Origin of the sequence: Shewanella sp. ISTPL2 (genome assembly GCF_013283205.1) — a bacterium.
GTDB lineage: Bacteria > Pseudomonadota > Gammaproteobacteria > Enterobacterales > Shewanellaceae > Shewanella > Shewanella oncorhynchi.
The window spans coordinates 2,026,370-2,041,486 of sequence record NZ_JAAPAV010000001.1; the positions used below are offsets into that span (position 1 = coordinate 2,026,370).

Annotated in this window: 7 protein-coding genes; all 7 read left to right on the top strand. The window is 44.7% G+C overall.

Features of this window, described 5'->3' with window-relative positions:
- Positions 1–8: 8 nt before the first annotated feature.
- The 7 genes from pepN (at position 9) to HUB64_RS09070 (ending at position 15,108) form a co-directional block, all read left to right on the top strand.
- Positions 9–2,558: an aminopeptidase N gene (gene pepN, locus HUB64_RS09040; RefSeq protein ID WP_173244559.1), complete on the top strand. Its 2,550-nt coding sequence runs from the start codon at positions 9–11 to the stop codon at positions 2,556–2,558.
- A gap of 43 nt (positions 2,559–2,601) precedes the next feature.
- Entirely contained in the window at positions 2,602–2,817 is a 216-nt protein-coding gene (locus HUB64_RS09045; protein WP_028759764.1) for a DUF2835 domain-containing protein, read from the top strand.
- A gap of 338 nt (positions 2,818–3,155) precedes the next feature.
- Positions 3,156–5,198 carry a DUF1302 domain-containing protein gene (locus HUB64_RS09050; RefSeq protein WP_105252651.1) on the top strand — a complete coding sequence of 681 codons (2,043 nt, stop codon included), beginning with the start codon at positions 3,156–3,158 and terminating at the stop codon, positions 5,196–5,198.
- 13 nt (positions 5,199–5,211) lie between these two features.
- Positions 5,212–6,576: a DUF1329 domain-containing protein gene (locus HUB64_RS09055; RefSeq protein WP_105252650.1), complete on the top strand. Its 1,365-nt coding sequence runs from the start codon at positions 5,212–5,214 to the stop codon at positions 6,574–6,576.
- Between the two features lie 54 nt (positions 6,577–6,630).
- The gene (locus HUB64_RS09060; protein ID WP_173496835.1) at positions 6,631–7,647 is read left to right on the top strand and encodes a YCF48-related protein; all 1,017 of its coding nucleotides are present in this window, start codon (positions 6,631–6,633) and stop codon (positions 7,645–7,647) included.
- Positions 7,648–7,683: 36 nt separating this feature from the next.
- The gene (locus HUB64_RS09065; RefSeq protein WP_113940560.1) at positions 7,684–9,999 is read left to right on the top strand and encodes an RND family transporter; all 2,316 of its coding nucleotides are present in this window, start codon (positions 7,684–7,686) and stop codon (positions 9,997–9,999) included.
- Positions 10,000–10,263: 264 nt separating this feature from the next.
- On the top strand, positions 10,264–15,108 hold the full coding sequence (locus HUB64_RS09070; protein ID WP_173244568.1) for an NAD-glutamate dehydrogenase: 4,845 nt from the start codon (positions 10,264–10,266) through the stop codon (positions 15,106–15,108).
- Positions 15,109–15,117 lie beyond the last annotated feature (9 nt).

Here is a 15,117-nt window from a genome sequence, read left to right on the forward strand (position 1 = left end):
GGATCGAAATGACACAAGCTCAAGCAAAATACTTAAAAGATTATCAAGCGCCACTTTTTACGATAGAGACTATCGATTTAGCTTTTAATTTGGCAGGCAATGAAACCCAAGTGCAGGCGATCAGTCGTATAAAACGCACTTCAAAACATGCACAAGCCTTAGTGTTGGATGGCGAAGATTTGACTATTGTTTCGCTGACAGTCAATGGTGATGCTGTGCCTTACCATGTTAGTGCAGGTCAATTAGTTTTAGAAACTGAGCTTGATGAGTTTGAGCTGAACATTATCACTAAGCTCGATCCTGAAGCTAATTCGAGCCTTGAAGGGCTCTATATGTCCGATGGTGCCTACTGCACGCAATGCGAGGCAGAGGGCTTTCGACGTATCACTTATTTCCTTGATCGCCCTGATGTATTAGCTAAATACACAGTTCGTATCGAAGCCGATAGCGCCGCATTCCCGTTTTTACTGAGTAACGGTAATTTGATTGATCAAGGTGAGTTAGATGGCGGACGCCATTATGTTTGCTGGCAAGATCCATTTCCAAAACCAGCGTATTTATTTGCCTTAGTCGCTGGCGATTTTGATCTATTGCAAGATGAGTTCATTACTCGCAGTCGCCGTAAAGTGATCCTGCAAGTGTTCGTTGATAAAGGTAATTTACATAAAGCACACCATGCGATGGCATCACTTAAGAAATCCATGGCATGGGATGAGAGCCGTTTTGATCTTGAGTATGATTTAGATATTTACATGATAGTGGCCGTCGACTTTTTCAATATGGGAGCGATGGAAAACAAAGGCTTAAATATCTTTAACACTAAATATGTGCTCGCAGATACCTTAACGGCCACCGACGAGGATTATCACGGCATTGAATCGGTTGTAGGCCATGAGTATTTCCATAATTGGACAGGAAACCGCGTAACGTGCCGCGATTGGTTCCAGTTAAGTTTGAAAGAAGGCTTAACGGTTTTTCGCGATCAAGAATTTAGCTCAGATTTAGGCTCTCGTGCTGTGAATCGAATTCACGCAATTAAAGTGATCAAGAATCAGCAATTTGCAGAAGATTCTGGCCCTATGTCCCATCCTATTCGTCCAGAATCTGTCATTGAGATGAATAATTTCTACACTGTGACTGTGTATAACAAGGGCGCTGAAGTCATCCGCATGATGCACACTTTGCTCGGCGAAGAAAAGTTTCAGGCGGGAATGAAACTGTATTTTAAACGCCACGACGGCCAAGCTGTCACCTGTGATGATTTTGTGGCGGCAATGGAAGATGCCAGCGGAGTGGATTTAACCCAATTCCGTTTATGGTATAGCCAAGCCGGTACGCCGATTGTGACTGCGATGGACAGTTTTGATGCGCAAACGGGCGTTTATCAATTGACCCTTAAACAAAGTCTAGTGAACTGTGCATCACCGCTGCATATTCCGTTTAGCTTAGAGCTCTTAGATGCGAAGGGCCATTCTTTAGTGAATGAGATCCTCGATTTTACTCAAGCTGAACAAGTGTTTAGCTTTGATGGATTCACTCATAAACCCGTCGCTTCGTTACTGCAAAACTTTTCCGCGCCCGTCAAATTACAATATCGATTCAATGTGGATCAACTCGTTCACTTGATGCGTTTTGCTAGCAGCGAAGTGGCGCGTTGGGAAGCTTCTGTGACCTTAGTGAGCCAAGCAATTTGGCAAAATGTGGCGAGTTTACAACAGCAACAAGCTATGGCTCTCGATCCCCGTGTGCGCGATAGTTTTAAAGGTGTGTTGTTAGACACTGAGCTTGATCCGGCATTGATCGCCGAAATATTAGCGATACCTACGGCTTCGGCTTTGATTGAGCAAACAGAGAGTGTCGATCTAGATGCGTTAGCTTTAGCACGTGAATTTGTATTAATAGAGCTCGCTTCACATAGTGAAGATGAATTGATTGCGCTATATCGTTCTTTAGTCGCAGTAGAGAGTACGCAGGCAAGAGCCCTTAAAAATCAGTGTTTAACTTGGTTAGCTCGGGTGTCGGATGAGGCAGAGGAGTTAGTGATTTCTCAGTTCGATAACGCCAGTAATATGACGGATTCTCTTGGTGCGTTGACGGCAGCCAATGTTGGGAATTTACCTTGTCGTGATGAACTGATGACGACATTTGAGCTACGTTGGCAGGATACGCCATTGGTGATGGATAAATGGTTTATGTTGCAAGCGACCCGTGATGCAGATGATGTGATTGAGTGTTTGCGTCAGTTGCAGCAACACAAGTGCTTTAGTATGAGCAATCCAAACCGAGTGCGTGCTTTAGTGGGCAGTTTTGCTGCCGGTAATATTTATCAATTTCACCGTAGAGACGGTAAGGGTTATGCTTTCTTAACCGAATGCTTAATGACCCTTAATAAGCTCAATCCGCAGGTTGCGGCCCGTATGGTGACGCCATTGATCCAGTATCATAAATTCGACTTAGGCCGCCAAACCTTGATAAAAGCCTGTTTAGGACAACTTTTGGCTTTGCCTGACTTATCTAAGGATATGTACGAAAAAGTCTCTAAAGCATTGGCAAAATAGCAGTTTGTAGGAGGAGGGCAGCAGTCTGTGCTGCCCTGATATTATGGAACTGTATTTCAAACTATCGATCAGCTATCGAGATTTCTTACCTTATTATCAAGGGCTTGCCGATAAAGTCGAGGTTCGTGAAACTCAAGGGCGGATTTTGTGGATTAATGGCCGTCATTTTAGGCGTTTTTTAACCGAAAATGGCATTCAAGGCTATTTCAAATTGGTTTTAGATGACAAGGGGCAATTTGTTTCATTAAATCGAGTTTAGTCTTAATTTGTTTATCTTTACTTAGAGCAATTACTTTAAACGGTCGGCTGATTACTAAACTCGCTTTGTGATATTTTATTTTTAAATATGTTAATGAATTATATGATTTTTTAATGTGTTTTTATGTTTCATTCCTATTCCGCTTTTCGCTAATTTAAATCTCTCCTTTTTAGTTAACGGTACAAATGTACCTACATGCTTAATTCTTTAGAAAATTTTCTCTAACTGCGCCTTGCTCAAGGGGATTAATTGCTGTAACAATGATGTTACCTGTGAGCTAACAAGATGTTGGTTGTAATTCCTAAAACAAAGAATCCAGCAGGGTACGGAGAGCTAAAATGAAAATTGTTAAAAATAGTTTTAACAAATCGGCGCTTGCTTTGGGGGTGGCGTCGGCATTGAGTTTGTTAATGATCCCAAGCGTTAATGCAGTATCTTTTAATTGGGGAGAGGTTGAGGGCACATTTGACTCAACTTGGACTGCTGGTGCGAGCTGGCGTGTAGGGGAGCGCGATTGGGAAGGTCAAATTGGTAAGGTTAATCAACCCCAATTCGATTGGTCTAATTACAGCGCATTTGGCAATACTAAATACACTTCTGCTGAGATTTGGGCCCAGCCCGGATCGTATTCCAGTAACAATGACTTAAGTAATTTACTTTATTCTCAAGGCGATACTACGTCCGAAATCGTTAAAGGTTTGCATGAATTGTCATTGAAATACAAAAACTATGGTTTATTCGCCCGTGGTATGTATTTCTATGATCGTAAACTCAATGATGGTAATTATGATTTTAATGATCCGATAACGGGCAAAGAGTTTGACCCTTGCGAAGATAATCGTGCTTCAGAAGTTCAATGTAAAGATATTCGCTTACTCGATGCGTTTGTGTATGGCAACTTTGACCTCAACGATGGCGCTAATCCATTATCTATTCGTGTAGGTAATCAAGTGGTGTCATGGGGTGAAAGTACACTGATTGCCCATGGGATCAGTGAAATCAACGCCGTTGACTTGAACATACTTAATGCGCCAGGCGCTGAACTAAAAGAAGCGTTCAGACCTCAAGGCATGGTGTGGGCTTCCCTTGGTTTGACGGATTCATTAACGGTAGAAGCATTCTATCAATATGATTGGCAACCTATTTGGGTTCCAACACCGGGTTCTATTTTTGCGACTAACGATTTTGCGGGTTTCGGTGGTTACGCTCAAAACGCTCAGCTTGGGTTTAATGCTAACCCTGACATCAATTTAGACTTTGTGATGCAAGAATACGAGCGTTTAGCGGGCATGATTGCCAGCGGCCAATCTATTCCGACACAGCAATTGGTTTCTATGGCCTTAGCTTACCCAACAAAAGTGACGCTAGTGCAGGATGAGGCAGAGCCAAGCAATGATGGCCAATATGGTATTAAGCTGGGTTATTACGCGCCTTCACTGGGTGAAACCGAATTTGGTTTTTATTTCATGAATTACCATAGCCGTCGTCCTCTTATCAGTGGTACAGCCGCCGATTTTAGCACGGGTGCACTTTTGTCTGATCTGGCGACCATAGGTCAAAACTCGGGTAACATTGATCGTGAATTGTTGCTCAATTTGAAGAGTTTCTCTAAGGCGCAAATCGTTTATCCAGAAGATATCAAGCTTTACGGTTTCAGTTTCAATACCTTGGTTGGTGATACCTCTGTCGCGGCTGAAATTGCCCATCGTCAGGATGAACCACTGCAAATCGATGACGTAGAATTATTGTTTGCCGGTATGCCACAGCAGTTAGCTAACGCTGGTCTTCGTCCAGATCTCGATGGTATTTCACAGATTAAAGATGTTAAGCCGGGTGAAACCGTGGATGGCTTTATCCGTCTTGATACCACTCAGGCGCAGATGACTTTCACCCATTTATTTGGTCCAACGTTAGGTTTAGATAACTTGACTATGTTGGCCGAAGTGGGTGGCGTGTGGATCCATGATATGCCAGGTTTTGATGAGCTACGTCTCAATGGTCCTGGTACGTCACGTTCTGGCGGCAACCCAGATATGCCCGGCATCATTCAAGCCTTGCACAATGGTCCTGAAACTAACCCGTTCCCAACCGACTTTGCTTGGGGATATCGTTTAGTTGGAAAGGCGGATTTCAACAACGTATTTGCTGGGGTCAATATGTCTCCACGGGTGATTTTCTCCCATGACGTTGATGGTATTACACCTGATCCTATGTTCCTGTTCACGGAAGGACGTAAGTCTGTCGCGCTAGGCGTTAACTTCGACTATCAAAACCGTTGGGGTGCAGATATCTCCTATAACAATTTCTTTGGCGGTGTCGGTACGACGAATGCGATGGCAGATCGTGATTATGTTTCATTCAATATCAAGTATTCGATCTAAAAGGACTCAAACAATGAAGAAACTGACGATATTGGCGAGTGCAGTCATGCTGGCTTTCGCAGCGCCAGTCGCTATGGCTAAGATATCAGAAGCTGATGCGGCAAAACTTGGCAATGAACTTACCCCTTTAGGTGCTGAAAAAGCAGGTAATGCTGATGGTTCTATTCCTGCGTGGGATGGTGGTATCACTCAGCCTGTGGCGGGTTATACCAAAGGGATGCATCACCCAGATCCTTTCCCTGAGGATAAGATTGAATTTACTATTACCAATGCTAACAAAGCGCAATATAAAGATTTTTTAACGCCTGGTCAGATGAAGTTGTTCGAACTTTATCCTGATACCTACAAGATGAATGTGTACAAGACTCGCCGTAGCGCCTCTGTACCACAGTTCGTTTACGATGCGACTAAAGTTAACGCGACTCGTGCTGAACTGATTGCACAGGGCAATGGTATTTCTGGCGCGGCTATTGGTATTCCATTCCCGATCCCTGCAAATGGTTTAGAAGCAATTTGGAACCACATTTTGCGTTTTCGTGGTATCGATATCGAAACTTCCCGTAGCCAAGCTGCACCGACAGCCGATGGTAGCTATAGCTTAGTCGAAACGGCTGAGGAAATTCGCTTCGAATATTCTCGTCCAGAAATTACCTTAGATCAGCTTAAAGCCAGCAATACGCTGTTCTACTTTAAGCAAGTGGTGACTCAGCCTGCACGTTTAGCAGGTACAGCCTTATTGGTTAAAGAAACCATGGATCAAGAGGCGCTTCCCCGCCAAGCTTGGACCTATAACACAGGTCAACGTCGAGTCCGTAAAGCGCCGAACGTGGCTTTTGATACACCGGGTACAGTGTCAGATGGTCTGCGTACGACAGATGATTTCGATATGTTTAACGGCTCCCCAGTGCGTTACAACTGGGAACTGGTTGGCAAAAAAGAAATTTATATCCCGTACAACGATTACAAACTGCATTCGGATAAGCTGAAATATGACCAAATATTGAAACCTGGTCATGTGAATCCTGAGTACGTTCGTTGGGAAAAACACCGCGTATGGCAAGTGAGGGCGACGCTGAAAGACGGTATGCGCCACATTTATAAAGTGCGCGATATGTACCTTGATGAAGATTCATGGCAAGTGTCAATCGCCGATCTCTACGACAACCGTGATCAGTTGTATCGTGTGGCCGTTGCACATGGCTTGAATTACTACGAAGTACCTGCACAGTGGGATACTTTGGAAGTCTTCCATGATTTGCAATCCCGTCGTTATCTCGCCATGGGCTTAGACAACCAAAGTGGCATGTATAACTTCGATGCCAAACTGACTGAAGCTAACTTTACCCCCGATGCATTGCGTCGTGAGGGTATCCGTTAATAGGCCAAGTACAAAGGGGCGCTTAGCGCCCCTCATTAGTTTAAGGAAGTTTGTATGTCGTTTCGCATCCTTCAGTGTGTCGCTGTATTAAGTTTCGGTGGCGCTTTTTTTCCTTCTACGTTATCTGCAACGCCCTCTGATCCGATTTTTTCTCAAGTTCAACCTCTTGCTGCTTCATCTTTGATTTTAGATATTGCCAACGTAGGTGCTGGTTTAGTGGCTGTGGGTGAACGTGGTCATGCTCTGGTGTATGACGGCAGTTGGCATCAAGTAGCAACGCCCGTGAGTTCACAGCTGACCAAAGTCTTTTTTCTCAATGAAAAACGCGGTTGGGCTGTAGGTCATGATGCAACCATTTTACAGACTCAGGATGGTGGCCAAACTTGGCAGCAGCAGATGCATTCGCCCGAGATTGAAAAACCATTCCTCGATGTGGTGTTTTTAGACGAAAACAATGGTATTGCCATTGGTGCTTACGGTTTGTTTTATCGCACCAACGATGGCGGTGCCCAGTGGCGCGAGGAGTTCCATGAGGAGCTCTTAGCAGAAGAAGATGTGGCTTATTTGGCGGAGTTAAAAGGCAGCGATCAATCGGCCTATTTGAGTGCGCGCGCTTCATTATTGCCGCACTTTAATCGTATTTTAACCTTAACCGATGGACGTTTATTATTGGTTGGCGAGCTGGGCTTAGTCGCTGTTTCTGGCGATCAAGGTAAAACATTTACGCGTACCAATTTTGATTACGATGGTTCTATGTTTAACGCCGTAGAAACGAAAAATGCTGTGTATGTGATGGGCCTTCGCGGTCATATATTCAAAGCTGATGTGAGTTTAAGCCAATGGAATCAAATAGAACTGCCTGTGCAATCCTCAATCAACGGTGCCATGGTTGTTTCTGACGACGCGCTATATTTAGTGGGAAATGCGGGGATAGTGATCAAGCTAAATGAGGACGACACTAGCAGTATCGTGACTCGTCGCCAAGGGGAAAACTTAGTGTCTATTGCGAAGGATAATCAAGGGAATATGTGGTTATCCGGCAGCCAAGGGCTGTTTATTCTTAAGCCATAAAATTTTAAAACTACAATAAATAACAGGGCCGAGAAGATGTTAGAAAAACTGGTCAACGGATTTGAGTCATTTTTGTTTCGCAATCGCGCATGGGTCGTCGGCATTTTTGTGTTTTTGACGTTGTTTTTTGGCTATCAGGCCAGTCAACTCAAAATGGATGCGGCTTTTATCAAAAATATTCCACTGCAGCACAGTTATATGCAGACCTACCTGAAACACCAAAAAGATTTTGGTGGTGCCAACAGCATCATGGTGGCGGTTGAGGATACCAGCGGTAATATTTTTAATGCTAACTATTTTGATACCTTAAAAAATGTGCATGATCAGCTGTTTTTTATTCCAGGGGTTGACCGTGCGCAGGTGAAATCAATTTTTTCGCCTTCCACTCGTTTTACTGAAGTCGTTGAGGATGGTTTTGCTGGCGGGCCTGTTATTCCAGCGGATTTTTCAACTTCAGTGTCTGGGTTAGAAACGGTTCGCGATAATATTGAAAAAGCAGGGATTGTCGGCCGATTAATTGCTAACGATTACAGTGCGGCTATGGTGTCGGCTCAATTAATGGATTTTGATCCACAGACGGGTAAACCGCTTGATACTATTGCTTTTGCTGCACAATTAGAAAAAGAGCTTAGGGGCAAGTTCGAAACCGATAAGGTTAAAATTCACATCATAGGTTTCGCCAAAATGGCGGGGGATGTGGCTGATGGTGCTAAGGGGGTATTGCTGTTCTTCGTGATCGCGATTTTGGTCACCGCCATCATGGTTTACCTCTTTTCTAAATCCATCATCTTGACCATGCTGCCACTGGTCTGCAGTTTAACGGCTGTGGTCTGGCAGCTTGGTTTATTGACTGTGATAGGTTTCGGTCTCGATCCTATGTCGATTCTGGTACCGTTTTTAGTCTTCGCCATCGGTGTGAGCCACGGGGTGCAGATCATCAATGCTGTACGGCGCCGAGTGCTTGACGGGCAAACGACAAAAGCGGCTTCGGCGTCGGCATTTCGTAGTTTATTAGTGCCGGGTGGTGTGGCATTACTGTCCGATACTGTTGGTTTTATTACCCTGTTATTTATCGATATTGGGATTATTCGCGAGCTGGCGATTTCTGCCTCGCTCGGTGTGGGCGTGATCATTTTCACTAACCTTATCCTGTTGCCTTTGGTGATTTCTTTTACTGAAATCAAAGTCAATAAACACGCAGAACCGACCGCTGAAGAAGTGCGAACTGAGGCTATTTGGCGCTTCATGGCGCGTTTTGCAACGCCTAAATATGCTGTGGTAGTCATTATTGCCACTGTGGTGTTGTATTTTGTGGGTTTGCAACAAGCCAATCAGATGAAGATTGGTGACTTACAGGGCGGCGCGCCAGCGTTACATCAAGATTCGCGTTATAACCTCGATACCTTCTTCATCACAGATCATTTCTCTATCACCACAGATGTGATGACTGTGATTGTTGAGGCAGCACCTGAAGCCTGTACTTACCACGATGTGCTCACTCAAATTGATCAGTTTGAGTGGTTAGTGCGCAATACCCCTGGGGTGGAGTCGACTGTGAGTTTGGCGTCAGTCGCTAAAAAAGTGAATGCAGGCTTCAACGAAGGTAATCCAAGATGGGAAGTGTTGCCGCGTACAACGGCGAGCTTAGTACAGGCTATTGGCCAAATTCCCACGACTTCAGGTTTATTAAATGGCGATTGTTCTGTCATGCCTGTGTATCTGTTTATGAAAGATCACAAGGCCGAAACCATAGAAACTGTGGTCGCTAAGGTCAAAGCCGTCGCCGCGAAAATGGACAACGAGAAGTTGCAGTTTAAACTGGCGTCGGGTCCTGTGGGTGTAATGGCAGCGACTAACGAAGCGGTGGCTGAGGCACAGTTACCTATGATGATATACGTCTATGGTGCAGTGTTTGTACTCTGCTTAATCAGCTTTAAATCTTTTAAAGCCACTGTGGCGGTCATTATTCCGTTATATGTCGTGTCGACACTGGCACAAGCCTTGATGACTCAGCTCGATATTGGCTTAGCTGTCAGTACCTTACCTGTCATTGCACTGGGGGTTGGTATTGGTGTGGATTACGGTATTTATATCCTCTCGACTATGTCGTCTAAGCTATCAAATGGTATGCCAGTGCAACAGGCTTACTATGAGGCGTTGGTCGAACGGGGTAGTGCGGTGATCTTTACGGGCCTTACATTGGCGATTGGTGTCAGTACTTGGTTCTTCTCGGCACTTAAATTCCAAATGGACATGGGAATATTGTTAACATTCATGTTTGTGGTAAATATGCTCGGTGCCATAATTATCCTACCTGCATTGGCCGCCATTTTCTGGCGCCAACCTAAGTAGAGTCTACAAATGGGGAGCTAAGCTCCCCATTTACTTTTGAATACTTAGTCTGCTTTATCGATTGTTTGGTCATTTGTCATTCCTTGTTTACGCAAATACTGGATTTCAAGAGGATGTACCACTAAAATTTTCCTCGAAATACAGCGGTTTTAGTAATAAACTTCGCGCGACGATCTAGATCACATTAATTTATCTGCGATTGTTAAGCCGAAGCATCCAAATAATGAAAAAAGCGCTGCCATAGACGCTTAAGGAAACAGCAACATGGCCTTGAAAGATGCAATGCCTTCAGTACTACTTGAAAATGTAGTCAGTTTAATTCACGCTAAAGTCCCTAATTCACAAGCCAAGCAAGTTGAACAGTTCGCCACCTGCCTTTATGCCCACATGTCGAAAGACGATCTCAATGCGCGTAATGACAGTGATTTATACGGTGCGGTTCTCAGTTTATGGAACGCCCTGAACAAAACACCAAAAGGTAACACTCATCTGAGAGTGTTCAATCCTAGCCAAGCCAAACACGGCTGGCAATCTACTCACTCGATCATTGAAGTTATCCAACCTGACATGCCATTCTTGGTCGATTCAGTTGGTATGGCATTGAATCGTATGGGTATTACTGCTCACATGATGTTGCACACTCCACTGGCCATTGAGCGTTCAGAAAGTGGTGTGACGAATGTCACTTATCTTAATCAGAGCCCTGAAAGCACTGAGCATGTCGCCGTATTTTTGATTGAAATTGACCGTCAAAGCAGCACGGTTGATATCAAAGCATTAGAGCGCGAAATTCAGTCTGTGCTTGCCGATGTCGCTTCATCAGTCAACGACTGGGAAGTCATGTCTGCCAAGTTGGCTGAGATGATCAAGGAATTGCCAAAACGTCCGTTCCCGGGCGATAAGCAAGAGTTAGAAGAAGCGATTAACTTCCTGACTTACTTGAATAATCATCACTTTACGCTATTAGGTTACCGTCAATACGATTTGAAACGTGTCGAAGGTGACGTTGAGTTAGTGCCTAATATCGCCTCTAGTTTAGGTTTGATGAACAAGCACACTAAAGCGCAACCTGAGCAAGGTTTGTTGTTATCTAGCTTCTCCGATAGTGCCCGCAAAGAAGCCTTAGATCACAGCTTACTGATCCTCACTAAGAGCAGCGCTAAGAGCCGCGTGCATCGCCCAGCTTATGTCGATTATATCGGTATTAAGCGTTTCGATAAGAAAGGCAATGTGATTGGCGAAGATAGATTTATCGGTTTATATGCGTCAAACCTGTATAACCGCAGTCCACGTGAAATCCCACTGCTGAATGAAAAAGTGCAGCGTGTGTTAGATCGTTCAGGCTTGACCCCACGTTCACACGACTATAAAGCCCTGCTAAACATCCTTGAGAATTTACCTCGTGACGAGCTAATTCAAGCCAATGTTGATGATTTATCGCACATGGCCCATGGCGTGTTAGAAATGCAAGACAGAGACAAGCTGAAACTCTTTGTACGCAAAGATGGCTTTGGCCGTTTCTTATCCTGTTTAGTGTACGTTTCTAAGGATCGTTACAACACTAAACTCCGCCAAGATACTCAACGTATTCTGGCCCAGCACTTTAACAGCAAAGAAGATGTAGAGTTTACGACTTATTTCTCCGAGTCGACGCTAGCCCGCACTCACTACATAGTCAAAGTTGATAACAATAATATGGATGTAGATGTGGCTGCCATAGAGAACAACTTAATAGAAGCGGCACGTTCGTGGGAAGATAAGTTAAGCACTGCGCTTAACAGTGCACTCGGCGAAGAAGCTGGCACTCATCTGACTAAGCGTTATTTCAATGCGTTTGAGCAAAGCTATAAAGAAGACGTATTGCCAAGTTCTGCCGTCGTCGACATGCAACAGCTCGAAGCACTGGATGATGAACACAAGCTCGGCATGTTGTTCTATCAACCGCAGGAAGCGGCGCTGAACGACAACAAAGTGCGTTTAAAGCTATTCCATAAAGATGAGCCTATTCATCTTTCTGATGTGCTTCCAATGCTCGAAAACTTTGGTCTGCGCGTGATCAACGAGCGTCCATATGAAGTTACGACTTCAGACGGTTCTACCTTCTGGATCTTAGACTTCTTGATGACAGTTAAAGTCGTCAACACAGATAACATCGCTGATAGCCAAGACAGATTCCAAACTGCACTGTCACAAGTGTGGCAAAAGAAGTTAGAAGATGACGGCTTCAACCGCATTATTCTGGCGTCAGGTTTAACCGGTCGTGAAGTCTCTGTATTGCGCGCGTATGCGAAATACATGCGTCAAATCGATGCGACTTTCAGTCAGTCATATATTGAAGAAACCTTCGGTCGTTACCCACAAATCGCTGATTTGTTGGTGAAGATGTTCATCCGTAAATTTAACCCTAAACTGAAAACTCGTACCCTGGGCAAGTTTTTGGAGCAGATCAATTTACGTTTAGACGAAGTGTCTAGCTTAGATGATGACCGTATTATTCGTCGTTATTTAGACTTGATTAACGCCACTCTGCGTACCAACTTCTACCAACTGGATGCCAAAGGCGAATCTAAGAGTTATATCTCGTTTAAATTCATGCCTTCACTGATCCCTGAAATGCCACGTCCACTGCCGAAATTCGAAATATTCGTTTATTCGCCACGGGTTGAAGGTGTGCATTTACGTTACGGTAAAGTGGCTCGTGGTGGTCTGCGTTGGTCAGATCGTCGTGAAGACTTCCGTACCGAAGTATTGGGTTTGGTAAAAGCACAGCAAGTGAAAAACACTGTGATTGTGCCTGTGGGTGCTAAAGGTGGCTTTGTTTGTAAACAATTGCCAACTGAAGGCGGCCGTGAAGCTTTCTTCACCGAAGGTCAAGAATGTTACCGCATCTTTATCCGTGCATTGCTCGATATTACCGATAACATTTTGAACGGTGAAATCGTCCATCCATTGGATGTGGTTCGTCACGATGAAGATGACCCCTATTTAGTGGTAGCAGCCGATAAAGGCACAGCGACTTTCTCTGATATCGCGAACTCGATTTCCCTCGAATACCGCTTCTGGCTCGGTGATGCATTCGCATCGGGTGGCAGCAACGGTTATGACCATAAGAAAATGGGTATCACGGCCAAAGGCGGCTGGGAATCGGTTAAGCGTCATTTCCGCGAAGTCGGTATTGATTGCCAAACTACAGACTTTACCTGTTTAGGTATAGGTGACATGGCGGGCGACGTATTCGGTAACGGTATGTTGTTGTCTAAGCACACTAAACTGGTTGCAGCCTTTAACCACATGCATATCTTTATCGATCCAAATCCGGATACGGCATTAAGTTATGATGAACGGGCGCGTTTATTCGCTCTGCCACGTTCAAGCTGGGAAGACTACAGCAGCAAGTTGATTTCTAAAGGTGGCGGTATTTTCCTCCGTTCATCTAAATCAATTCCATTATCGGCAGAGATGAAGCAAATGTTGGCCACAGAGAAAACCTCTATGACCCCAACTGAGCTGATGAAAGAACTGTTGAAAATGCCAGTGGATTTGATCTGGAACGGCGGTATCGGTACGTATGTGAAATCTTCACGTGAAACCCACGCTGAAGTCGGCGATCGTGCCAACGATGCTCTACGTGTCAACGGTGGCGAACTGCGCGCTAAGATAGTCGGCGAGGGCGGTAACTTAGGTTGTACTCAGTTAGGTCGTATTGAATATGCGTCTAATGGCGGTCGCATCAACACTGACTTCGTGGATAACGTTGGTGGTGTGGACTGTTCAGACAACGAAGTGAACATCAAGATTTTGCTGAACGCTATGGTGACTGAAGGTGAACTGACGCTTAAGCAGCGTAACCGTTTACTGGAAGAAATGACTGAAGAAGTCGGCCAAATCGTACTACAAGACTGTAAAGATCAAACTCGTACTATCTCTGTGACTCAAGTGCGCGGTGCTGAGCAGTTAAAAGAGCAGATCCGCTTTATCCAGTACCTGGAAAAAGAAGGCAAGTTAGACAGAGCGTTAGAGTTCTTACCGTCTGACGATGAGCTAGCTGAACGTTTAGCCAGTGGTCGTGCATTAACGCGCCCAGAGCTATCAGTATTGGTTGCTTATGCGAAAATGGTACTGAAAGAGCAATTAGTGACGCCAGAAATCACTGAAGATACTCTGTTAAGCCAACTGCTTATCGCGTATTTCCCGAAAAAACTTCAGGAAAAATACAGCGACAAAATGGCAACCCATCCACTGCGTGGCGAAATCATTGCGACCTCACTCGCCAATGAACTCGTCAACGACATGGGCTTGAATTTTGTTCAACGTATGCAAGATGAGACTGGTGCCTCAGTTGCCGACGCGGCAATTTGTTACACTATGGCTCGCGAAGTATTTGGTTTAGCTGAATTAACTAAATCGATCACTGACTTAAACGGCATAGTTCCGGCTGTGGTTCAAGGTGAAATGCTGCATCAGTTACGCCGCAATATGCGTCGTGCTAGCCGCTGGTTCCTCCGTCACCGTAACCGCTCTTGGAGCATCGAACAAACCGTTGCCTTCTTCAAACCAGTATTTGAACAAATTAAAGATAATGTTCATTTATATCTGGTAGAAGAAGAAGCGAAGGGTATCCAATCTGAGATCAATGCTTTGGTCAAAGAAAACGTACCACAAGCTGTGGCAACCATTGTGGCTAACATGAGCACCTTGTTCTCTGCCTTAGACATTGCCCAAATTGCGCAAACAGAAGATAAGACAGTGGCATTAGTGGCTGAAACTTACTTCAAACTCGGCGCCCGCGTTGAGCTGCACTGGTTCTTAGAACAGATCAGCGCTCAACCTGTAGCGAACCATTGGCAAGCACTGGCTCGTGCCGCCTTTAGGGAAGAGTTAGATTGGCAACAACGTGCATTAAGTTCAGTTGTCTTAAGAACCTGCAGTGCAACCTGTGATGCCGAAAGTGTGATTTCTCAGTGGATTGAGATAAATCAAGGCTTATTGGAAAGATGGTTCCATATGCTAGCTGACTTTAAAACGTCGCAAATCCATGAGTTTGCTAAGTTCTCTGTCGCCCTACGTGAACTTAACCTTCTGATCCTTCATTGCGAAGGCCAAAAGTAAACTTATTAT